General features: G+C 59.3%; 18 protein-coding genes and 1 pseudogene. 12 read left to right on the top strand and 7 right to left on the bottom strand.

Annotated features, from left to right (window positions below):
* Positions 1-86: 86 nt before the first annotated feature.
* Both HMPREF3148_RS07745 and HMPREF3148_RS07740 read left to right on the top strand, forming a co-directional pair.
* A complete protein-coding gene (locus HMPREF3148_RS07745; protein ID WP_239662678.1) occupies positions 87-824 on the top strand; it encodes a 6-carboxyhexanoate--CoA ligase in 738 nt (245 codons plus the stop codon).
* On the top strand, positions 821-2,026 hold the full coding sequence (locus HMPREF3148_RS07740; RefSeq protein WP_070508973.1) for an aminotransferase class I/II-fold pyridoxal phosphate-dependent enzyme: 1,206 nt from the start codon (positions 821-823) through the stop codon (positions 2,024-2,026). Before HMPREF3148_RS07745 ends, HMPREF3148_RS07740 begins: the two co-directional genes overlap by 4 nt.
* Here the strand turns inward: HMPREF3148_RS07740 and HMPREF3148_RS13700 are convergent.
* The gene (locus HMPREF3148_RS13700; RefSeq protein ID WP_160296073.1) at positions 2,013-2,168 is read right to left on the bottom strand and encodes a hypothetical protein; all 156 of its coding nucleotides are present in this window, start codon (positions 2,166-2,168) and stop codon (positions 2,013-2,015) included. The two genes, HMPREF3148_RS07740 and HMPREF3148_RS13700, sit on opposite strands and share 14 nt — an antisense overlap.
* A gap of 311 nt (positions 2,169-2,479) precedes the next feature.
* Between HMPREF3148_RS13700 and HMPREF3148_RS07735 the strand changes: the two genes are divergently transcribed.
* From HMPREF3148_RS07735 to HMPREF3148_RS07700, 9 genes and pseudogenes are all read left to right on the top strand, one after another.
* Complete coding sequence (locus HMPREF3148_RS07735; RefSeq protein ID WP_083287746.1) at positions 2,480-3,709, top strand: NAD(P)/FAD-dependent oxidoreductase; 1,230 nt, start codon at positions 2,480-2,482, stop codon at positions 3,707-3,709.
* 344 nt (positions 3,710-4,053) lie between these two features.
* The gene (locus HMPREF3148_RS07730) at positions 4,054-4,752 is read left to right on the top strand and encodes a FadR/GntR family transcriptional regulator (protein WP_070508972.1); all 699 of its coding nucleotides are present in this window, start codon (positions 4,054-4,056) and stop codon (positions 4,750-4,752) included.
* A gap of 201 nt (positions 4,753-4,953) precedes the next feature.
* Positions 4,954-6,405 carry a four-carbon acid sugar kinase family protein gene (locus HMPREF3148_RS07725; RefSeq protein WP_070508971.1) on the top strand — a complete coding sequence of 484 codons (1,452 nt, stop codon included), beginning with the start codon at positions 4,954-4,956 and terminating at the stop codon, positions 6,403-6,405.
* 68 nt (positions 6,406-6,473) lie between these two features.
* Entirely contained in the window at positions 6,474-7,370 is an 897-nt protein-coding gene (locus tag HMPREF3148_RS07720; protein WP_070508969.1) for an NAD(P)-dependent oxidoreductase, read from the top strand.
* Positions 7,371-7,372: 2 nt separating this feature from the next.
* On the top strand, positions 7,373-8,710 hold the full coding sequence (locus HMPREF3148_RS07715; protein WP_049151855.1) for a GntP family transporter: 1,338 nt from the start codon (positions 7,373-7,375) through the stop codon (positions 8,708-8,710).
* A gap of 286 nt (positions 8,711-8,996) precedes the next feature.
* A pseudogene (locus HMPREF3148_RS14245) lies at positions 8,997-9,113 on the top strand (FAD-binding oxidoreductase); the annotation flags it as partial.
* A 278-nt stretch (positions 9,114-9,391) separates the two neighbouring features.
* On the top strand, positions 9,392-11,206 hold the full coding sequence (locus HMPREF3148_RS07710) for a helix-turn-helix domain-containing protein (RefSeq protein ID WP_070508967.1): 1,815 nt from the start codon (positions 9,392-9,394) through the stop codon (positions 11,204-11,206).
* A gap of 113 nt (positions 11,207-11,319) precedes the next feature.
* Entirely contained in the window at positions 11,320-12,438 is a 1,119-nt protein-coding gene (locus HMPREF3148_RS07705; protein WP_005529092.1) for an alcohol dehydrogenase catalytic domain-containing protein, read from the top strand.
* Between the two features lie 96 nt (positions 12,439-12,534).
* The gene (locus tag HMPREF3148_RS07700) at positions 12,535-14,100 is read left to right on the top strand and encodes a hypothetical protein (protein ID WP_049063028.1); all 1,566 of its coding nucleotides are present in this window, start codon (positions 12,535-12,537) and stop codon (positions 14,098-14,100) included.
* Between the two features lie 340 nt (positions 14,101-14,440).
* Here HMPREF3148_RS07700 and HMPREF3148_RS07695 read toward each other — a convergent pair whose 3' ends face one another.
* The 4 genes from HMPREF3148_RS07695 to gabT all read right to left on the bottom strand — a co-directional run bounded on the left by HMPREF3148_RS07695 (position 14,441) and on the right by gabT (position 19,717).
* Positions 14,441-15,793 (bottom strand): YkvI family membrane protein, encoded by a 1,353-nt coding sequence (locus HMPREF3148_RS07695; RefSeq protein ID WP_046645345.1) that lies wholly within the window; start codon positions 15,791-15,793, stop codon positions 14,441-14,443.
* Between the two features lie 116 nt (positions 15,794-15,909).
* A complete protein-coding gene (locus tag HMPREF3148_RS07690) occupies positions 15,910-16,896 on the bottom strand; it encodes an alpha/beta hydrolase (RefSeq protein WP_049145312.1) in 987 nt (328 codons plus the stop codon).
* Positions 16,896-18,356: a flavin-containing monooxygenase gene (locus tag HMPREF3148_RS07685; RefSeq protein ID WP_070508966.1), complete on the bottom strand. Its 1,461-nt coding sequence runs from the start codon at positions 18,354-18,356 to the stop codon at positions 16,896-16,898. The genes HMPREF3148_RS07690 and HMPREF3148_RS07685 overlap by 1 nt, the downstream gene beginning before the upstream one ends.
* Positions 18,357-18,391: 35 nt before the next feature.
* Positions 18,392-19,717 (bottom strand): 4-aminobutyrate--2-oxoglutarate transaminase, encoded by a 1,326-nt coding sequence (gene gabT / locus HMPREF3148_RS07680; RefSeq protein ID WP_070508965.1) that lies wholly within the window; start codon positions 19,715-19,717, stop codon positions 18,392-18,394.
* A 130-nt stretch (positions 19,718-19,847) separates the two neighbouring features.
* Here gabT and HMPREF3148_RS07675 point away from each other — a divergent pair, with 130 nt between their 5' ends.
* Complete coding sequence (locus tag HMPREF3148_RS07675; RefSeq protein ID WP_246818807.1) at positions 19,848-21,392, top strand: helix-turn-helix domain-containing protein; 1,545 nt, start codon at positions 19,848-19,850, stop codon at positions 21,390-21,392.
* Between the two features lie 201 nt (positions 21,393-21,593).
* Here HMPREF3148_RS07675 and HMPREF3148_RS07670 read toward each other — a convergent pair whose 3' ends face one another.
* On the bottom strand, positions 21,594-22,742 hold the full coding sequence (locus tag HMPREF3148_RS07670; protein ID WP_070508963.1) for an ATP-binding protein: 1,149 nt from the start codon (positions 22,740-22,742) through the stop codon (positions 21,594-21,596).
* 58 nt (positions 22,743-22,800) lie between these two features.
* Positions 22,801-23,109: a helix-turn-helix domain-containing protein gene (locus HMPREF3148_RS14240; RefSeq protein ID WP_370876357.1), complete on the bottom strand. Its 309-nt coding sequence runs from the start codon at positions 23,107-23,109 to the stop codon at positions 22,801-22,803.
* Between the last annotated feature and the right edge of the window lie 241 nt (positions 23,110-23,350).

Here is a 23,350-nt window from a genome sequence, read left to right as displayed (position 1 = left end):
CGTTTCCGAGCGGAACGAGGAGAGGGGATTAACCCTGTTTCGATAATTATTGAACGGTGTTCAAGATGCTGGGCTACGATACCTGCATGGCAGAAACCTCGACTGTGCTGATGAGTATTAAGATGCGTGCAAGCCTTGAAGGTAGGCATATCTCGGGTGCAGAACGCATCGTAGAACCGCACCTTGTTCCTCGCGTGAGCTCAGAGCTTGCTACTCGTGCGTTGCGGCACGAGAAGGGCGTGCCGGATTCCATCAACATTGCTACGCGGGCGGTAGCAGCAAGCGACATTGCTCATGTCAGCGCCTTGAAGGTTAGTGCACGGGACTGCGAGAACCCGGAGTCTGCGCAAACAGCGATGATAACCGTGCTCACTAGGAACAACCGTGTTTCCGAGAGCGCAGCCCGCCGAGGTATCGAGCTTCTGTACCGCACCCGCGATATGCGCGGTGCGAGCATTGTCTGCGCTGAAACCGGTGAGCGTCTAGACACTCATGGGCAACGTGGCGTTCGGGTGGGAACATTTGATTGGGCTGATTTCCTTTGTGCCGAGTCGAAGAACCATCGGGCTGATGCCGTTGCTTTAGCATCCAAGGCTCTTGCTGCGCCGGGCATTGTCGCGGAAGTCTGTATTTCCGATGACCCGAGCTACACCACGGGTTATGTTGCAGTCGAAGGTTCCTATACGGCTTTGCGCAACGTCAAGGCTGAAGGCGGGAAACAAGGAGGACGTGTCTTGTTCTATTCAGGCGCACTTAGTGTACTTCCGGCGACAGAGCAGTGGCTGCGTGAAAAGCCGGTCCTCGTGGAAGGTTCTTGGCAATGAGCCTGGAAGACTGGGCATTCAGTTCCAATACTTCGTGGTGTGAGCGTGGTCTGGAAAGAGCCGAAAGGATCATTAGCGGTAGTCAAAGTCCGCACACCGTGGTCGATGGGCGTGAAACGCTGCTTGCGGGATCGTCTGATTACCTGGGGCTCGGGGCGAATCGCGCGCTTGCCGACGCAGCCCACAAAGCAACGTTGCGCGCCGGGGTGGGGTCAGGAGGATCGCGTCTGACCACGGGTACGAGTGACTATCACGTCGCGCTCGAGCGTGATCTGGCTGGGTTTGTCGGTGCGCCGGCAGCGCTCGTGTTTGGTTCGGGTTACCACGCCAACATGGGAGTAATCCCTGCGCTTGCTGCAGCTGCGCGAGATTGTGGCGAGAGACTTTCTATTTTCTCTGATGCTGATAATCATGCGAGCATCATCGACGGCATCCGGCTGGCCAAGTCGAGCTACCAAGGGGTCCGGTCATCTGTTTATCCGCACCTTGACGTGAAAACCTTAGAAGAGCAGCTTGCTGCCGATGCATCGGAGCGCCGATTGATTGTCAGTGACGGCGTATTTTCCATGTCCGGCGAGCTTGCGAATCTCCATGCGCTTCAGAAACTTGCTCAGGATTACAACGCCTGGTTGATGATCGATGACGCGCACGGGATCGGCACACTTGGCAGAAATGGACGCGGCGTTTGTGAGCATTTCGATTTGCCCTTGCCGGATATCTATATCGGTACCGCGAGCAAAGCCTTAGGTGTGGCGGGCGCTTTCGTCGCGGGCAGTGAGCCACTTATCGAGCTATGCCGCCAACGTTGCCGCAGCTACATCTTCTCAACGTCCATGCCGCCATCGCAGGCAGCCACCATCAGTGCGGCGTTAGCTCTCGTTCCTTCGCGAGTGCAACGGCTTGCCCGCGTCGTGCGCAACCTTCGGCAGCGTCTGCGGGCGAACGGTTGGAAAGTGGTGGACTCGCCCGCACCTATTATCGTCTTGCCGGTAGGCGCTGAGGGCGCAGCTATGGAGTGTGCGGCACAGGCAGCTGAAAGGGGAGTAATTGTTTCTCCGATCCGCTATCCGTCGGTACCGCTCGGACAGGCATTGCTAAGACTTACGGCTCATGCTGACTACTCCGAGGAAGATATTGCGCTCATTGTCGATGCCGTAGGCCCCTGCCTCAATAGTGCGACCGCGGTGCTCACCACAAAGTGACCATCACAAAGAGCGCCGAAGCCACAACGAGCGGAACCTCCCACATACCGATGTGCAAGGCCGGAAGTCTCATCACTTCGCCGGTGGCTGGAGCGATTCCCAGAAGCAGGGTGATGAGTCGATTGACCTTGATGTCCTTCATGTCTGCTCCTCTTTGCTTCAGCCTTCGGTGCTTGGGTCAAGCCGATTCGCTTATTTGCCATTCCTTACCTTGGGCCCAAGTTTCGAGATTTCTAGAGCTAATAGGGAGGCGCTATTTAATTATTGTCACTGCTCATTCTTGCTCAGCTTTCTAATGTTTCTGGTTATTTAACTGTGCCTATTCATAACGGGTGTCGCGGTCTATGGGATGTAGTAGCATTTCCCACAATTGTCTTAATATGTGACATAGAACCTAGCTTGCGCCAATGCAGGGGCTGGCTAAAACCGTGACTATTTAAGGAGCAGAAAGTGGTGGCAAATCATTCAATCGTTATCGGCGCGGGCATGGTGGGTTTGTCCACCGCCTGGTTCCTGCGTAAAGCCGGACACGAGGTCACGGTCATTGACCGCGACGGCGTGGCAGCCGGCTCCTCGTGGGGCAACGCCGGTTGGTTGAGCCCGGGTAAGACCATCCCGCTGGCAAATCGTGAGCTGTGGCGCTACACCCCTCAGGCATTCCTCGACCCGAACGCAGCACTGCACGTGCCGCTGGTTCCGGACCCCAAGGTCGTGGACTTTGGTGTGCGGTTCATGGCGAACGCGAACCAGCGCGCCTGGGACCGCACCATGAAGGCGCTTACTCCCATCAACCTGAAGGCGCTGGGCGCATACGACGAGCTCGTTGAGGGTGGCGTGGAATCCTGGACCAAGGACAGCCCCTTTATCATCGCCTTCAAGAATGAGGCTGAGGCCGCCGGCTTCATCGAAGAGGTCGAAGGCGCCGTACGCCACGGCCAGGAAGTGCCTTTCGAGGAGATTTCCAATCCTCGCGACTTTGTCCCCCACCTGTCTGATTCGGTGAACCTCGTATTCAAGCTGGGCAACCAGCGCTACTTCGAGCCGGGCCCGTTTGCACACAAGCTTGCCGACGCCCTCCGCTCCCGCGGCGTCGAAATCCGCACCGGTGCTTCCGTGGTGGATGTCCAGTCCACCCGCAAGCCAGTAGTTGAGCTCTCCACGGGTGAGCGCCTGCAGGCGGATAACGTGGTTATCGCAACTGGTGCATGGCTGCCGAAGCTCGCTCGCCGCCTTGGCGTGCGTACCCGCGTACAAGCAGGCCGCGGCTATTCCTTCAGCGTCGACACCGGCGAGAAATCCATCGACTATCCGGTCTACCTGCCAGCCCAGCGTCTTGCCTGCACCCCGTACCAGGGCCGCTTCCGCATCGCCGGAACCATGGAGTTCCGCGATGCCGACGCTCCCTTCGACCCCAAGCGTGTCCAGTCCATGATTAAGCACGCAAGTGAGATGTTCACTGGCATCAACTTCGATGACCGTCAGGACGAATGGGTGGGCAGCCGCCCAGTCACCCCAGACGGCCTGCCTCTCATCGGTGCAACCAAGGCGCCGAACGTTTACGTCGCCGGCGGCCACGGCATGTGGGGCGTTGTCCTCGGCCCAGCTTCCGGCCGCGCCCTCGCTCACCTCATTGAGACAGGGGAGACCCTGCCGGAGATTAAGGACTTTGACCCGCTGCGTTAGTAGACAAGTTGCCATCGACTTCACCGCGCGAGATACGGTGTTCTTTGACATTGCTCCGGAAGTTAGATTTTAATCTGACAAATCATGCGACTGCTGTTATAACATTCGTTCCGGAACACACGGGGACTGAGTTTGAGTAGGGCACCGGATCTTATCCGGCAAACTCAGCGGAGAAGACTCGCCTGCGCCAATTTAGGAGAGCGTGCGAGGTGTGAAGAGGTATGCACCTTTCAACAACTAGACGGAAACCCCGGTCCTCTGAGGAGTTGTTTGTATGATGTATAAGTAGTTGTTGTCATTGGACGCAAACCTTAGAGGACTGCAGTGTAGGGGAGATTGTCATCATGCGTAAGGACCGTGTCACTCAGGGCGTTGATCGCATAATGCAAGCTATTGCTGACAAAGAATTCGAGCTAGGACAAGTGATTCCGGGTGAAGCGAAGCTAGCGGAGTTTCTTGACGTTTCGCGCCCAACAATGCGTGAGGTCGTTCGCACACTTGCAGATCGTGGAGTGCTGGAAGTAGTCCATGGCCGAGGTACTTTCGTTGCTCCGCTTGATCATTGGAGCGATGTGCGCAGCCGCGTCGACTTCATTTCTCGAACTTTATCTCCCGGTGAAGTCGGTTTCCATCTCACCGAGGTGCGTCGAATGATCGAAGTTGGTTCTTGTGGTCATGCAGCAGCGCGTGCTGAGGATAGTGATTTAGATCGAATGCAGACGGCACTTGATGCTTATGACGCGGCCTTGGAAGCTCATGATGTCGCTGGCATAGCGAAATCTGACGTCGAATTCCACAATGCAGTTTTTGAAGCCACCAAGAACCCGGTCGTTACTGCGCTTATGATCCCTCTCGAGGGGGAGCTGGCGACATCGCGCCTGCGGACAAGCGCAGTATTGGAGGTCGCCGAACGTGCGCAAGAACATCATCGCCGAATTTATTCTGCAATCAAGGCAAGTGATGAAGAAGGAGCAAAGAACGCGATGCGCGCGCACATGGCGCAGACTTTTGATGATTTGCAGCGGTTGGTGGGAGAATATTAACCCATTTGGGGGCCACTATTGGCCGTTTGCAAGTGGAAAGTTTGTAACGACAATCAGCTGTTTACGTAGTGTTTCACCGTATTTAACCCTTTGATGCGGCGGGTTGGCGGGGGTGAAAAACAGAAAAGTACTTCCCTGTTCCTGCCGCGGGCATTAGTCTTAACCTCAAGTCCTCAGAGGTCTAAGCACTAAGGAGTTAGAGTGACCATTCAATCACTTGCGGAGATTACAGCAGGCTACGCATCAGGCGTCGAGGTTTCTGCAGATGAGGTTCGTGAAGCCGTGGATGCTGCCCCGCATCAAGTGTTGATTGTCTTGGATGATGATCCAACTGGTACGCAATCCGTTGCGGGCTTACCGGTATTGACGCGCTGGACTGAAGCTGATCTTGCATGGGCATTTGAGCAAAATGCACCAGCCATTTACGTCATGACCAATTCTCGTTCGTTGGCACCAGTCGACGCGGAGGCTATCAATAGGGAAGTCGCTGATGCTGCTTTCGCGGCTGCCGATGCTCGTGGCATTAGTATCTCATTCGTTTCACGCAGCGATTCGACATTGCGTGGGCACTACCCGCTTGAGCCAGATACCCTCGCCGACAAAGTTGAAGCTCATGGTGCGACCGTCGATGGGTTCGTTATTGTCCCGGCTTTCGGAGATGCTGGTCGTATTACGGTCGGTTCAACTCATTACGCGGGGAGTGCTGCAGAAGGCTTCAAGCCGGTGGGCGAGACCGAGTTTGCGGAAGACGCGACCTTCGGTTATACCAACTCCCGCCTCCCTGAGTGGATTGAAGAGAAGACTAGCGGTGCAGTGAAAGCAACCCAAGTACTACGTCTTGATTTGAACGTGATCCGCGCCGGTGCTGACGCAATCGCTGAGGTTCTTGTCCAAGCAAACGATCGCCAGCCTGTCGTCCCAGACATTGTGACGGAGGATGATTTACGACTGCTCTCGCTCGGGCTCATCAAAGCAGAGGCGCAAGGGAAGCACTTCATTTACCGCGTCGGCCCTCCTTTTGTCCGAGCTCGAATTGGTCAGGGTGTTCCGGCCCCGTTGACCCCGGCACGGATAGAAGCAGCACGACATTCCTCCACGCAAGGAGAATTTGCAGAGGGCGGACTCATCGTGGTGGGGTCTCACGTGCCAACGACGACACGACAGCTTCATCAACTTCTCGAGAGGAACAATCCTGCCGTGGTCGAGCTCGACGTTCGCCGTGTCTTGAGTGACGGGAGCGAAGTCTATCTCGCAGAGCTTGTTGATACCGTCACTGCCAAGCTGGCCGCTGGAAACGTTGTGTTTCATACCTCCCGTGAACTGGTTAAGGGCGAAGATGGCGACGAATCGCTCGCCATCGCCCGTGCCGTCTCTGCTGCCTTAGTCGGCACCGTAAATCAAGTCGTTCACCGAGTTACTCCACGCTTCGTTATCGCCAAAGGCGGAATCACCTCATCGGATGTGGCTTCCAAGGGACTCGAAATGACTCGTGCGATAGTCATCGGACCAATGCAACCCGGCATCATCTCACTCTGGACCACCCAGGAAGGTCCGGCGACAGGTGTCCCATACATTGTCTTCGCAGGCAATGTCGGAACTGATGCGTCGCTTGCTGAGGGCGTGGACACGTTGTCTGCGAGTACTTCCAGTTAGTCTTTCGATGCTCTAACTGGATCTCTACGCAAATAAGCAATTATCTCAACACTTTTTAGGAGAATACAATGTCTTTCACTGTTACTGTCGTCGGCATGGGAGCTATGGGACTTCCTATGGCCACGAATCTTGCCAAGAGTTTCACGGTTCGAGGCGTCGACATCGCTCAACCGCGTCTGGAGCTCGCTAAGGCCGCCGGTATCGAGACCTATACAAACGCTTCAGATGCCGCCGAGGGCGCGGATGTCGTTCTTCTCGCCGTCCGAAACGAAGCACAGCTTCTTGATGCCCTCTTCGGTGACGGAGATATTGCTTCCCACATGACCCCGGGTGCTGTAGTGCTGTTGACTTCTACAGTCGGTATCGAAGCTGTCGAAAATGCCGCAAAACGGCTAAAAGAAATCGGCCTGAATATCGTGGATGCTCCGGTTTCTGGTGGTCCAGTCCGCGCAGGAGAAGGCGACTTGCTGGTGACAGCTGGCGCAGAACCTACCGTCGTAGAACAGATTCGTCCGGTACTGGAAGAGATGGCTTCTAACTTGGTCATCGTTGGAGATGCCCCAGGTAAAGGGCAGGCGCTAAAGACTGTCAATCAGCTCTTGTGTGGCGTACACATAGCTGCTGCAGGAGAGGCTCTAGCTCTCGCGGACCGTTTGGGGCTTGACCCAGCCGCGGCGCTTGATGCATTGATGAGCGGCGCTGCTTCCTCGTTCATGCTCGGCGATCGTGGCCAGCGAATGCTGGAGGCTTATGACGGTGACGGGGCTGAGGTGAAGAGTCGCCTGGATATTTTTGTTAAGGACATGGGTATTGTGACTGCTGCAGCCAAGAAGGCGGGAATTGGTGTGCCGCTTGCGGCAGCTGCTGAACAGCAGTACCTCGCTGGCCTTGTCCGTGGACAAGGTGCTATGGATGATTCCTCAATTATCCGTATCGTGGCTCCGGCCAAGGCACAGGACGCATAACCGTGACGGGCATGGCGCTCCTAGGACTCGGCGTCGTAGCAGTCGCGGTCCTTCTATTGCTCGTGATTTGGCTACGGGTACCGGCCTTCGTGGCTTTAATCGGTGTATCTATCGCCACCGCTTTGTGCTCCGGTATCCCTTTAGGAGACGCGGTTTCCACCGTTACCGACGGTGTCGGAAAAACGCTTGGATCAGTAATTGTCGTGGTCGGCCTTGGTGCCATGCTCGGCAAGATGATAGAGGTATCCGGTGGTGCGGAGGCGGTTGCTCAATACTTTACGACTCGTCTTGGTCCCGCAAAAGTCGCCGGCGCGGTGACGCTTGCTGCGTTCATCCTAGGCATCCCCGTATTTTTCGACGTTGGATTCATTATTCTCGCGCCGATAATATTTGGATTTTCGGCGGTAGCCAAGCAAAATCCTCTCAAGATCGGTCTGCCGGTTGCTGGCGCGTTGTTAACTGTCCATGTCACGCTTCCACCGCACCCGGGACCAGTCGCGGTAGCTGGGGTCTTAGACTCGGATGTGGGCATGATGCTTACGTTTGGTTTGCCCATCGCGGCAATCACTACTGCGATCGGTTTCTTTGCAGCCAAGCTACTGAAAGTTGAGAAGATTGAGCGCGACAAGTCTCCTGTCGAGCTCGAGGACATGGGCCCGACTGGAGTGGCACCGTCGCCGTTTCTCATCCTCGGTCTGATCCTACTTCCGATTGTTCTGATCATGGTGGGAACTACCGGTGCGATGCTGACAAAAGAAGGTACGACGGTGAATGCTTTCGTAAGCTTCATTGGCAGCTCTCCGGTCGCGCTCCTGATAGCTGTGATCGTTGCGTGGTTCTTCATCGGTCGCCAGCAGCATTGGAACCTCGAACGGGGAGCCAGCGTTATGGATTCAGCGCTTCCGGCAGTGGCGGTCATTATTTTTGTCACTGGTGCTGGCGGTGGCTTCGCCAACGTTCTCGTGGAATCCGGTATTGGAAAAGTTCTATCAGACATCCTTGTGAACGCACATATGCCGTTGATTCTCATGGCGTTCTTGCTCTCGCTGGCACTTCGCGCGTCACAAGGATCCGCTACGGTAGCGATGCTTACAACGGCGGGTTTGATTAATCAGCCGATTATTGATGCCGGTCTTAGCACTGCTCAGACTTCGTTGGTCATGTTGACAATCGGTTTTGGTGCTCTTGGTCTATCGCACATCAATGACTCTGGTTTCTGGATTGTTACCAAGTACTTGGGGCTGTCAGTGAAACAGGGGCTTAAGTCGTGGACGCTTCTTTCGACTGTATTTGGAGTAACCGGATTCCTTCTGACGTGGGGCGTTTACGCCATCGTTTAAGAAACCGGTAGATGCCTTTTACCTTTCGACGTCTACGACGAGGTGGTCGACGGCGGTGTCGACTCGTGGATGGACGAGGAAGCCCGTTCATCATCGACTTCAAATACGAGCTGGAGGCCGAGGGCTTTGTCCATGAGGCCGAAGGCGCCGTTCGCAACGGCTAGGGCACACCCTTCGAGGAAATCTCACAGACCGGCGCGAGTGACTGGGACATATTTATACCCAACCAAGTCACCGCAGAGTCCCTCATTAACCGGATCATGCACCCGTCAATGAACTAAGTCAGGGCGGCCACGGCATGTGGGGCGTCGTCCTCGGCCCAGCCTCCGGCCGCGCACTGGCCCACCTCATCGAGACAGGGGAGACCCTGCCGGAGATTGAGGACTTTGGCCCGCTGCGCTAGTCGAAGACGAGCTTCATCGTCTTTGAACCGAAAGGGGCGTCGTAGGAATCTTCCAACGGCGCGCCTAGGCCTGACCCCCGACGTGTCCACTTTTCGGGGGTCAGGCCCGTTCAAGCGAGAGCATGTAGTAGCCCGGAGTCGACATTGGTTGGGAATGTGTCGAAAGCGCCAGCTCCCGGCACGCCTGACGTGGGCCTGCGAAAACGCCAGTGCGTAGTCTCTGCGTGTGCCAAGATGGACACGTATCACAGGCGTGTGCGAAGGGAAAGGAGGACGCCGTGTCAGCATTGAGCGAAATCCTGCGCAGACTCAATAGCTCGGTGACCATCCCTGATCATTTGCTCGCGCCCTTGCAGGAGGACGAGCTTTCGGCGCTGCGCATGCTGGAAAACACCATCGATTCCAACCGCACGTGGCGCGTCATGTCGACGAAGATTTTGGAAGTCTCGCAAATGCTCAATGCGGGTCGCGCGTCGAATGACGTGCTTGACGCCATCGTGCGCCATGCGCGCTCTATCATTGGCGCGCACATTGGGTACATCAGTCTTAACGATGACGAGTCGGGGTTTACCAATATCCTTGCTACGGCTGGCGTTGTGACGGAGGAATTTAGGAATATCCGCATGCCCATCGGCACTGGCATCTTGGGTATAGTGGCGGCCACGAATCGCCCCGCCTGGACATATGATCACGCTGAGGATCCGGAGGTCAGTCACGTCGATTACGTGGATGAGGCGGTGGAAGCCGAGGGCATACGAGGCATTCTGGGTGCGCCCATTCGCATCAGTGGCAAGACTGTGGGCGCGTTGCTCGTCGGCGACCGCCACCCGCGGCATTACTCGCGTGATGAAATTATGGCTATCGAGCTCCTCGGCGCGATGACGGCGGTAGCACTTGATACGGCGCGCGTCATCGAGGCCCAGGGCGAGTCTGTCGCGAAGCTCAGCCGTTCGCAGTTGGAACTGCGCACCCACGTCGAGGAATTGCATAAGCTTGCCGATGCCGACTCCCGGCTGCTCGCAGTCCTCATCGGCGATGCACGGTTCGAGGAACTTGCGGAGGTGCTTAGCGAGTTCTTGGGCGTGCAGGTCGAGCTGTGGCTAGAAGAATCATCTACCTTCGTGGGCGATGGTACGCGCGACGAGTGGGCGGATGCCATCGCCGCGGCACGCAAGCACAACAACACGAGGAGCGTGGATAATCGCAGCGTGCTTCCGGTCGAGTTCCATGGGCGTTTCCTTGGGGCGATCTGCGTGCCCAAAGGTATTAACGACGTGGAGCTGCGCGTCGTGGGGCATGCCTCCGCGGCTTTCGCCGCCATCGCTCTCTTCAACGAGGCGCTTGTCGATGCCACCGCGCGCAAGGTTGATGACCTTGTCTACTCCGTCGCAGTGGGCACCGCCGGAAATGAAGAGGCGTTGCGTCTCAAACGGCTGACAGGCATCGACCTCGCGCAACCAGAGTCGCTGTATTTCCTCGGCATCAACTGCGCCGACCCGGCACTGTCCCGGATGCGTCTGGATGGGTTGCTCGATGGGGCGTCGGCAGTCACGCGTCATGAGCAGCATTACTGCGTGCTCTTTCAGCCGGATAGGGATGTCGCAACGTCCGTGCGTCGGCTCGTCGCGGAGTCGTCCGCGCCCGTCTTCGTTGCGGCCGCACCCGTTGCCGGTGTGACGGAGGCGCACGAGGCACACGATTCGGCGATGGCGTACCTCGATGCCGCGATCACATTGGGCATGAGCGGCGAGCTCGTCACCGAAGATACGCTCGGTGCAGTGGGGCTCATCCTGAGAGCGGACCCGAGTGCACTGGCGACGCTCGTAAGGCGTAGTGTGGGCGCGCTTGTTGAGTACGACGCCGCGCATGACACGGAGCTCGAGGCGACGGCCTACCAGTTCTTCTTGAGCGGACACAGCATTCCCGGAACCGCACGCGAGTTGTACCTCCACGTTAATACCGTGCGCCAGCGCCTCGAGCGCATTAGCCGGGTCCTTGGGGAGGATTGGGCAACAGGGGAGCGAAGCCTCGATACCCAGCTTGCGCTCCGGATTCGTGCGCTAGCGCGAGGCCGCAGCCACACGGGTGTGTAGATTTACACACCCGTCACGCTGAATGGTGGATTATTCTCCTAAGGAAACCTCTGGCGTCCTGCTGGATTCTGACTAGATTGAGTTGCACATCACACAACCTCGAAGGAGTCCACATGTCTGACACCATCACCATCCAGGGCGCTGTGCTCGAGCGCTCGGATGCCGCGCGTCCCTACGCGGATTCGCAGCCGATTTCCATCAGCGAGCTTGAGCTCACCGCGCCGGGCGAAGGCGAAATCCTGGTTAAGATCACCGCGGCCGGCATCTGTCACTCGGACCTGTCCGTGGTGAACAACAACCGTCCGCGCCCGCTGCCCATGCTGCTCGGCCACGAGTCTGCTGGCGTCGTCGAGGAAGTCGGTCCCGGTGTGAGCAAGGTGAAGGTCGGCGACCATGTCGTCATGACCTTCCTCCCGCGCTGCGGCGAGTGCGATGGCTGCAAGACCGACGGAAAGATGCCGTGTGAGGTCGGTTCCAAGACCAACAACGAGGGCACGCTCATCCGCGGTACCCGCCACCTCACCCGCAACGGCGAGACCGTCCAGCACCACCTCGGCGTCTCCGGCTTCGCGACGCACGCGGTCGTCTCTGAGCTCTCCGTTGTTCCCATCGGTTCTGACGTCCCTGCCGACATCGCCGCCATCTTTGGCTGCGCCATCCTCACGGGAGGCGGCGCCATCCTCAACGAGATTGACCCGAAGCCGGAAGATTCCATTGCCGTTGTCGGCCTCGGTGGCGTGGGCATGTCCGCTATCATCACCGCCGCAGCACTCGGTGTGAAGGAGATTGTGGGCATCGACATGCAGGCTGACAAGTGTGCCAAGGCCATCGAGCTTGGCGCCACCGATGCCATGACCCCGGCTGAGGCCGAAGCCTCCGGCAAGAAGTTCACCGCCGTCGTCGAGGCCGCCGGTCACCCCAAGGCTCTCGAAACTGCCTACAAGCTCACCGGTCCGGGCGGTCTGACCGTCACCGTCGGTCTGCCGGCGCCGGGCTCCACCATCGCCATCGACCCTCTCGTCATGACTGGCGAGGCCCGTCGCGTCCATGGCTGCTACCTCGGTTCTTCCGTCCCGACCAAGGACATCCCGAAGTACGAGCAGCTCTGGCGCGACGGCAAGCTCAACGCTGAAGGCCTCATCTCCAGCCACATCAAGCTTGCCGATATCAACCAGGCCATGGACAACCTCTCTGAGGGCGTGGCGCTGCGTCAGATCATCGAGTTCGACTAATTCTCGTCCAGCCCCAGCTCGGGGCGTTCGCCAACCCCGGAACCGCGCCTCGAGCGCGGTGGCCGGGCTTCATATTTTTCATCAGATTGGTATCTCATGTCTCGTTCCGCATCCCAGCCTGAAGATCATCAGGCATCGAAGGCACTGGCTGAGCCTGAACAGGGTATCGGCCAAGAATCTCCGCACTGGAAGGCCGGTCCTTTCGACATTCGCCTGCCGTTTGTCCACTACCGCATTGAGTGGCCGGACTACGCCCAAGGTTTGTTCATGTGCGTCGTCGACCTTGGCGCCATTCCGCTCATGACCGAGGCACTCGGCATGCCCTTCGAGGTTGCCCTCGCCGTGGTCATGCTCAACGGTCTGCTCTACCTCACGCACCACCTGCTTGGCGACCCCGTCGTCCCGGGCTGGATCACCCCGGCTATCCCGCTGCTTACCGTGTACGTGCAGACCTTCCCCGAAGGCGAACAACGCGTCTGGGCGCTCATCAGTTTCCAGCTCTTGCTTGGCATGTTTTCGATCACTCTCGGCGTCACAGGATTGGCGTCGAAGGTTGTGCGCGTCATTCCTTCCGGACTGCGCGCGGGCATCGTCCTCGGCGCAGGTATCGCCGCTATCTTCTCCGTATTCAAGGAAGATGGTCGCTTCCACTCGTACCCCGTGACCATCACCATCGCGGTGGCCATCGCGTTCTACCTGATGTACTCGCGGTCCTTCGCTGGTCTGCGTCAGAAAGCGGCCGGTTGGCGCTTCATCGCTTCGTTGGGCATCCTGCCAGCTATCTTCGTAGCCATCTTCGTTGCACCACTGGTCGGCGAGGCACCGTGGCCGGACATCGAGTGGGGCTTCTCCAGCCCTGACTTCGCTACCTTGTGGAGCGAGTACACCATCTTCGGTCTTGGCTTACCGCCTGCGCACATGTTCCTCACAGCTATTCCGACCGTGCTTGCCGCCTACATCGTGGTGTTCGGTGACGTCCTCCAAGCCAACGCGGTGCTTAAGGAAGCGGACCACGTTCGTACCGATGAAGCCGTGGTCTACAGCCCGTCGCGTGCCCACCTCCTCTTCGGCGGACGCAATATCATCATGTCGATCATCGGCCCTGACGTCGCTATGTGTGGTCCGCTCTGGGCGGCGATGCACGTCGTCATTGTTGAGCGCTACAAGCAGGGTAAGCGCGCCATGCGCTCCGTCTTCGGCGGTGCTGGCTCTTTCCGCTGGGGAACAAACACCGGCTTGTTGCTTCTGCCCATTATTTCCTTCGTTGAGCCCATCCTGCCCATCGGCTTGGCGCTCACTCTCATCATTCAGGGCTTCGTCTCCGTCCGTGTGGGCATCATGGAGGCAAAGAATCAGAAGGACCTCGGCATCGCAGGCATTACTGCTGGTGTCCTCGCCACGCAGGGCGCGGCCTGGGGCTTCGCTGCGGGCATCATCATGGTGCTTGTCATTTACGGCAAGGACATGTTCAAGGATGAGCGCGACGGCACGATCCGTAACTTCGACGAGATTGACCCCAACGAGGGCTTCGCGGATGCTCAGGCGGACTTCACTGAGCTCGCCCAACTCAATGACGTGGACGAGCAAGGCCGTCCGACCCCGCACTTCCACACTCAGGATGTAAAGACCGATACCTCTGTATCACGCGAGGACCGTTCCTAGTCCGTATCGACTCACGCCTACCGCCACAGGCGCCCAGCTACTAGAACTGAGCGCTTGTGGCATTTCTCTTGTCTGAGCCGCGGCGAACCGATGTGGGACAACGTGCACAGCGTGAGCGCTCGCGGCATGAGCCATCAAAGGCGGGGAGACGAACCTCGATAGCCTGTTCATGCTTTGCGAATGCCACAACATGAAAAAGGGAGACGGGGACGTCTACTACAAAGGCAACGACGGCAGGATTTACAAGCGGCGCGAATTCGGTCCCCGACGTGCCGTGTCACTAGCGCCAAGACGCGAAAGACCCGCTCCCCACGAGGGGGAAGCGGGCAACTCGGCGTGCCTACGAGCGGGTGCGCGCCTTCTTCTCGGCGGTCTTCATGTCGGTGACGGAGGCTGCGGACTCGAGATCGGCGATGTCGACGCTGTCATCTGCAGTGGACAGTGGTAGCGTCGAGGCGACGGTGATGTCCTCGCGGGCGTTGATCTCCGTTGCGATTTCTTCGATGAAGGTGTGCTCCGGGATGTTGGAGATGCGGGCGATGGCGATGATCTCCTGCTCCTCGTCCTGGGTGAGCGCCTCTTCGCCTTCGAAGCGCTTGGCCATGAGCTCGCGGGCACGGCGGCGCAGCTGGGTCTCGCTCTCGAGCTCGCGGCGGTTCTTCCACCAGGACCAACCGATGACGAACATGCAGAGGATGCCCATGTAGCCCAGGATGGGGTAGACCCAGCCGATGAGCTCAGAGAAGCCGATGAAGGACAGGACGAAGCCGACGAGGACGATGGCGACGTAGACCTTGTAGAAGTGCTGACGGTGGTCGCGGGTGAGGCGTTTGGCCAAGGCGTAGAACATGCCGATGGCCGTGTTGTAGATCATGCCGTAGATGGCAAATGCCATGAGCGTACCGAGGGCCGGGTGAATTTTGGTGACCATAGCGAGGGTCGGCATGTCCGTCTCCAGGACGGTCTCGACGGAGATGTACATGGAGCCGACGAGCACGGCGAGGAGGAAGAGGAAGATGAAGCCGCCGATGATGCCGCCGAGGCCGACCTCGCGAGAGTCGAGGAAGTTGCCGCCGATGACGATGGCCATGGACACTACGACGATGACCTGGAGGCCGACCGAGTTGATGGCCGAGACCCACCAGTTGGGCAGCGTCGTGGGAATCTCCTGTGCCTGCTCGTTGAGGTGCGTGAAGTCGGGCTGCGCGGTGAAGATGGTGTACATCGTGCCGATGGTGATGAGGATAATGATGAACGGAGTGACGGCGCCGATGACCTTGGTGACCTTGTCCACGTCGAGGAGGCCGGTGAGCAGGACGAGGGCCAGCATGATGCCCGCGCCGATCCAGATGTCCCAACCGAACTGCTGCTTCATATTGGACCCAGCGCCCGCGAACATGGCGAAGCCGATGCAGAAGAGACACGTCATCGTCGCGATGTCGAGGACGCGGGAGGTCACGGGGCCGGAGATGACCGTGAACACCGAGTTGTGGTCCTTCGCGCGGTGGTAGCTGCCCAGCTGCAGCATGGAGATGCCGGCAATCATGACGCAGATGGACGTCACGATGGCGCCAACAATGCCCCAGTTGCCGAACGCAACGAAGTATTGGAGGGCCTCGCGGCCGGAGGCGAAGCTCGCGCCGACGAGGACGCCAATGAAGGCCATGGAGATGCCTAAAGCTCGTTGAATCATTGGTTTACCTTTCGGTCGATAGATATTTGATTGTAGGGATGAGTGAAGGGAAATTCCTAGAGTTTGGTTCACGAAAGCCCCAGCGCGAAGAAGCACTTCACACTGGGGCTTCGGGGTTACGCGTGCTTGCGAGCGTGGACGGCGATGAACTTCGCGATGTCGCTCAGGCCTTCCTCGCCACACTGCATCACGCCGGCAGACGTGAACAAGCCGTGGTGGTACCCGCGCAGGTGCTCGTACCGGACGTCACAGCCGGCCTTGGCCAACTTGAGGGCGTACTCGCCGCCCTCGTCCGCGAGCGGGTCGTTGTCCACCGTAATGACGTAGGCGGGCGGCAGGTTCTCCGGCAGCTCGTGGAGCAGCGGGGACAGGTCGGCGACCGTCTTGTCCTGGCCCTCCGGCAGGTAGGTCCGGATGAACCAGCGCATGGTCTCCGCCACCATGGGGAAGCCCTCGGTCACGCGCTGGTACGAGGCGCCAGACTCCGTGCGCTGATCCGAGATATCCGTGATGGGATAGATGAGCACCTGGCTGGAGATGGGGGCGACGGAGTCGTCCCCGGAGAACTCGTTCGCCAGGATGGCCGTGAGTTGACCACCCGCCGAGTCGCCCGCGATGGCGACGTTGGTGACGTGCAGACCGTGCGGAGCGGCGGCGTCGGAAAGCCAACGCAACGCGGCGCGGCAGTCATCGATGGCAGCGGGGTAGAGGTGCTCCGGCGCGAGGCGGTAATCGACCGCCACCGCCGGCAGCCCGGACTCGACCGCGAGGCGGCGTACCGCGGAGTGGTGCGTGTCCAGGTTGCCCATGAGCCAGCCACCGCCATGGATGAATAGGATGGCGGGGGTGGGGGCGTCACGCTCGCTGGCGGGGCGAGGGTCCGTGAGGCGGACCCGGAACTCGCCTACCTCGAAGTCTTGCGTGAACGGCTCCGTGGCTTCCGTGAGTCCGTTCTTGGCGGTCGAAGTCATGTAGCTCTCACGCACCGTGGGAATCTCGATGTGGTGGAAGGACACCCCGCCACCGGCACGGAAGGGACCCACGGATTTCCACGCGTCCTCCGTGATGGGGCGGCCAGTGAATTCGTCAGCGAGCGTGTGCATTAGGCCACCCCGTAGTCAGCCAGCTCGAGGGTGCGCGTGAGGTCCTGGTACTCGGCGACGTTGCCGGACCAGTTGTTGATGACCTTGCCGTCCTCGTTCTTGTACCAGGAGGAGCAGTCGGCGGAGAAGGCGGACTCGTTGAGCTCAGCCTGGATGCGGTCGTTGAACTCGCGCAGGACCTGCGGGTCGACGTCCAGGACCTTGTCCGGGTTGTCGCGGAGGTACTCGACGGCCTGGCGAATGTACTTGTCCTGCTCCTCGAGCATGGCCACGACCGAGTGGTGGTTGAGGTTCGTGTTCGGGCCGTAGAGCATGAAGAAGTTGGGGAAGCCGTCTACGGTCATGCCCAGGTAAGCCTCCGGCGCGTTGCCCCAGCGCTCGCGCAGGTCGAGGCCACCTCGGCCAATGACTGGTAGGTCTCCCTGGAACTCCTGGGAGTAGAAGCCGGTGGCGTAGATGATGACGTCGAACTCGTGCTCCACGCCGTCTGCGGTGCGGATACCCTGCGGGGTGATTTCCTCGATGCTCTCGGTGACCAGCGAGACGTTGTCGCGGTTGAAAGTCGGGTAGAAGTCATCGGAGCGCAGGATGCGCTTGCAGCCGAACGCGAAGGTCGGGGTGAGCTTCTTTACCAGCTCCGGGTCGTTGACCTGGGAAGTGAGGTGCTCCATGGCCTGCTCGACGCCTTCTTGAGCGGCGTCGGTGCCCTTGCGGGTGCGCTCGAAGCCGTCCTCGCGGGTGTCGTGGATCTCCTGGCGAATGGCGCGGTAAGACTCCGGGTTCTCCTGGAATTCGCGCAGCTCCTCGTCGGTGAAGATGACCTGGTTACGCGGCAGGATGTAGTTCGCGGAGCGCTGGAAGACGGCGAGGTGTCCGGCCTCCTTAGCGACCTCCGGCACGAGCTGGACAGCTGATGCCGCGTTGCCCACCACGGCAACATTCTTGCCCTTGAGGTCGACGGCGTGGTCCCACTCGGCGGAGTGGAACTGCGTACCCTCGAAGGTCTCGCGGCCGGCAAAGTCTGGAACCTTCGGCTTGGAGAGCTGGCCCCAGGCGCCCACAAAGACGCGGCCGTAGTAGATATCGCCGGTGGAGGTGGCGATCTCCCAGGCCTTGAGCTCTTCGTTCCACTCGGAGCGGACGATGCGGTTGTTGAACTTGATGTGCTCGTAGAGGCCAAACTCGGTGGCGAGCGCCTTGAGGTAGCCGAGCATCTCGTCCTGGCCGGCGAACATGCGGGACACGCCGAGGTTGAGGAAGTAGGAGTAGCAGTAGATGAGAGCCTGGGTATCGCAGGCTGCACCCGGGTACGTGTTGTCGCGCCACACGCCGCCGACCTCGTCCGCGGCCTCGAGGATGAGGAAGTTCTCAATGTTGTCCTTAGCGAGCTGGGCGCCCATGCCGAGTCCGCCGTAGCCGGTGCCGAGGATGATGCAGTCGTAGATGTGCTTGTCAGACATGTTGGTTCTCCTTGCAGGGTAAGTGGGGGTGTGCTTTAGTTCTTACGGATTTCTGCGGCGAGGACCTCGAGGCCGTCACGCAGGGTGGACTCGTTGATGACCAGCGGCGGCAGGAGGCGGATGACGTTGCCGTCCAGACCACAGGTGAGGATGAGGACGCCCTGCTCCTTGCAGGCGCTCGCGACGGCGGAGGTGAGCGTTGGGTTCGGGCGACCGTTCTCGTCGACGAACTCGAGGGCAATCATCGCGCCGCGGCCGCGGACCTCGGCGACGGTGGGCAGCTCGGTGAGTGGCTCGAGGATCTCGCGGGCAATCGCTTCGATCTCACGGGCACGTGCCGCGAGGTCGTGCTCCTCCATCTCTGCGATGGCCGCGAGCGAGGCCGCGCACGCCACCGGGTTGCCGGCGTACGTGCCGCCCAGGGAGCCCGGTCCCGGTGCGTCCATGATTTCGGCACGGCCGGTGACGGCTGACAGCGGCATACCGCCGCCCACGCCCTTTGCCGTGGTGATGAGGTCCGGGACTAGGCCCTCGTGATTGCTCGCGAACCAGTCGCCCGTGCGGCACATGCCGGCCTGAATCTCGTCTGCGACGAAGACGACGTCGTTCGCGCGGCACCACTCCAGCAGCGCCGGAAGGAAGCCCTCGGCTGGCTCGATGAAGCCGCCTTCGCCCTGCAGCGGCTCGATGACAAGTGCTGCGATGTCCTCCGCGCCAATGACCTGCTCGATGGAGCGGATGGTGCGCTCCGCCGCGTCTGCGCCGCTCAGGCCGTCGCGCAGCGGGTAGGAACCCTGCACGCGGTAGATATCAGAGGCGAGGGTGCCAAAGCCAGACTTGTACGGCTTGTTCTTCGCCGTCATCGTCATGGTGAGGTTCGTGCGGCCGTGGAACGCGCCGTCGAAGACGACGATGCGGTTCTTGCCCGTGTAGTTACGTGCAATCTTCACGGCGTTCTCAATGGCCTCCGCGCCGGTCGAAAACAGTGCGGTCTTCTTTTCGTGGTCGCCCGGGGTTAGTTCGTTGAGCTTCTTCGAGACCTGGAGGAATCCCTCGTAGGGTGCATTGAGAAAGCAGGTGTGGGTGAGGTGCGACGCCGCCTCAGCGATGGCCGCGGTCACGCGCGGGTTGGACGCGCCGACGGTGGTCACCGCGATGCCCGAGGCGAAGTCGATGAAGGAGTTGCCATCGACGTCCACGAGGACGCCGCCGTCACCGTCCACGATGTACGCAGGCAAGCCCGGCACGAGGCCACGGGCGAGCTCTTGCTCGCGCTGCTCCTCGAGTTCCTGGCTGCGCGGGCCAGGGATGGTGGTCACAACTTTCCGCTCTTGCGGAATGCGGTGATTGAAGTCCTGCATGTCACTCCTCCGATTCAAATACAAATGTGATGGGAGTCATTGTGCCGACGGAGTGTAGCGTGGCATATAAACATTGTGTCGAAATGAAAACGCTAATTTGTACACAATGTATATAGGAAGGTGGGGTGTGATGACTCGGTCATCAGCGCACGTGGATGCAGAAATGGGCGATACGCTCTCAATTTCGTGGCTTGCAAGCCGTCGAAATTTGGGCCTGCGCGTGGTCCATGATTCGGGCCGTTCTTTTGGCATGGTGCACCCGTGCGAGCTTGAAAATCCCGAAAAATATGTCGGTGAGGGCACCCTCGTTTTGCTCACCGGCATCGCTTTTCGCGATCAACCGGAGGCTTTCAGCGACTATGTCGCCCGCCTCTCTGCCGCCGGGGCCGCTGGCATTGGCTTCGGCGTGGGCGTCGTCTTCCCCGAGGTCCCGCACGAGCTTGCCGACGCCGCCCTCGCCCACGACGTCTCCCTTCTCACTATCCCCCTTGACGTGCCGTTTATTTCGGTCTCCACGGCCGTGCACCGCGAGCTCGCGCAACGCCGTGAGCGCCGTCTCGAGGTTCTTCTTGAGCTCCAAGGCTGTCTCAACCTCGCGGCCGGCCAGGGCCTGAACGGGCTCGTCACCCGCACGGCGCAGGCCCTCGACGCGAGCGTTTGTCTTGTGGACTTGGACGGGCGTGTGTCTGCAGCGGCGGTCTTGCCTGGCTTTGAAAACGTCGAGCTCACCCACGTTATCGATGACGCGCGTCATCGTGGTTTTGGCATCGCCGGCAAGGTGGGCGAAATCAATGTTCTGGCGCACCGTCTTTCTCCGAGCGGCAATGATACGCATGGTCTCGTGGCCATAGCCGACCACTACTTCGACGCCAATCAGCGCGCCTTGCTCAAACACGCCGCCGGCCTTGCTGAGCTCATCATTCGACGCCCACAGGAGCTGCGTCGCGCACAGCGCGAGCTCACCACGCTGGCCGTGTCTATGCAGCTTGGTCTCACAGGCCGCGACGAATCGATGCAACGCATCTTCCGCCAAGCCAGCGATACGGAAGGCAGAGTCCGTCCGGTCCTCGTCAAATCCGAGTCGGCACGAGCGCATGCGCGCTTCATTGAGGCGCTTGACCGCAATCTCGCGGAACAAGGCCGCCTGCTCTTCGCCGTGGAGGTCGATGACCTCACCTGGTTATTCCTGCTGCGCGGCAACCGTTCCATGCGCAATATTCAGGAACTTCTCCTCGACATCCGCGGCGGTAAACGCATTGTCGTCGGCTCACCCCTCGAGTGGTCGCGCCTGCGCGAATCCACTGTCCGTGACTTGGAGAAAGTCGCCTTCGGCTTGCAACCTGGCGCGCTCGTGGGCCCCGAGTCGCGCACGCTCAATTGGCTAGGCGACGAAGCCGTTGGTGCCGCCGTCGCCCACCGTTTCGCTGAAACCTGGGGTAAGTTGCGCGAGTACGACGCGGCCCACGGCAGCGAGTATGAACAGACGCTGCAGGCCTATCTGCGCAACGGCGGGCACTATGTGCGCACCGCTGATGCGCTTGAGACCCACCGACACACCGTGCGTAAGCGCATTGCCGACGCCGCCGAGATTCTCGAGATTGACCTCGACGATCCCATCGCGGTCGCGGAGCTCGTGGTGCTCGGCGTCGCCGGCGCCGGTGCATCCTCGTTCTAGCCGCGCTTTGTTGTCCCTCCGACATCGATGAGATGCTGGTACACCGCGTCCGTGAGCGCGCGGCTATGGAAGTGTCGGAAGGATCAAGCAACGTCTTATCCGTGAGCGCCTCCTGACCGGCGAGCTCGAGCGCAGCAGCGTTCCCCTGACTGTTGACTGCGTTTGCCCCGAGTGATCTGCGGCATAGGGCGCATCAGGAGTCTATTTCTCTTGAATGCTTAGGAGATAGTCCTCGAGTCGTGGAAGTTGGAAGGTCATTTTCCGGTCTGCCGTTTCGATAACGAGGTCGAGGCTTAGGAGCTTTTGCCGGTAGTTGCTGATGTTTTGCGGCGAGGTCCCCATGATGCTGAGCACATCGATATTCCGAGCGGGGAGGTCGCACTGGGCAAGGGCGATGAGGAAATCCCGTTCACCAGGGGTGATGTCGGCGATGGCGGGTTCGTGGACGAGCTGATGGAGCTTATTTGTTGCGCGCTTTATGCCCACAGCGACGTCCTGGCCAGTGATATTTGTGCGACCAGACTTTTGGGCCTCAAAAAAGGACCACAGCCCAATCAGCTGGAAATAAAAGGGGTAGCCGCCGCTTTCTTCAGTTGCGGTGCGCAGAGCTGACTCGTGCCAGCTGAAATTAGCAATTTTCGCAGTGTCAGCCAGAACGGAACTGACATCGGGATCCGGGATTGCTCCGAGATCGATGCGGTTAGCGCGGCGAAGGAAGGTGATGGGATTGGAACCGTCCGGACTAGAAAGCAAGGGCTTCACAGCCGAGGGGATACCCGCCATGATGACTGTGATTTCACGATTCTCACGGAGGAGATGCTGAATCGTTGTAGCGAATTCGATGATTTCGTCGCGATTTGTGTAATGGAGCTCGTCCAGGGTGATCAGCACGCCGCTGGGCGGTTGACCGGTGATGGAATCGAGTTGTGCCTTAGCGTCGAGCAACGCGGTAAGGGCGGTACGCAGTGATGATTGTGTGGGGGAGATTGGATCAGTTTCCCAATTGATGGAGCCAATACCAGCGATTGAAATGCCGGAGAGGCGACGTTTGTCCGCAGGGGAGAATTCCTGAAGATTGCGCTCGGCTGTATTGCGAATGCGCTCGACGACGCCCTGTGTAGCTGTTTCGGAGATGATGGTCCAGTCAAGTTGGGAAGCACGGTCCTCGACAGCGTTGAGAAAGACCGTCTTGCCGCTGCCGCGAGCACCACTGACGACGCTGACCCGTTCGTGGGCGCCAGGGCCGTCGAGCATTGCCATGGTGATGAGATCGAGCTCTTCCTCACGGCCCGCAAGAACTGCCGGACTAACGCCGAGGGCGGCGGTGAATGGGTTACGAATTCGGTCCATGAGTTTCTCCACTGGTTTATACCGAGAACTAATGTACTTCGATGTACTTCAGTGTACTTCACTGTACTTTGATGTACTTCGCTGTAATCCAATGTAATCCGGTGTACTTCTTTGCACTTCGCTGCGTCTGCCGCGATATGTGTTTCGGGAGATTTGGCTGTGCCCGTGCGGCTATCCGTAAGCTTTCCGCAGCTTGCCCCAGCGCGCTGGGAACCATGATGACAATGGTCGCTCCGTGTGGGTCGAGGATGCCCGTCTTGTGTAGGCGATGCAGCGCGCGGGACAAAGATTCGAGTGTTGGGCCCAGTAATGGGGCGACATCCTTCTTAGGAAGGGAGAGTTCTACCGCGAGAGCTTGGCTGGCGATCCCGGGGAGCGGTGCCCCTTCTAGGTCGTGTCTCTTAATGAATGGAGGGGGTGTTCCTATCTAGTTAGTCAAGCACCTCGGACGCCCCTGAAAACTCCACCCGCGGACTTGACTAACTAGATAGGAACACCCCCGGATCATTTTCTTAACAGGGCGAATAAGAGCCATGCCGAAGCCAGCGACTAGTTTCTCCAGTCCCGAAGGGAATGAAGCGTCCTGGGTTTAGTTCCGCTTCTTTTAC

It is taken from the genome of Corynebacterium sp. HMSC05D08, assembly GCF_001807215.1.
GTDB classification, from domain to species: Bacteria; Actinomycetota; Actinomycetes; order Mycobacteriales; family Mycobacteriaceae; genus Corynebacterium; species Corynebacterium striatum.
This window is presented reverse-complemented; position numbering and strand designations above follow the sequence as displayed.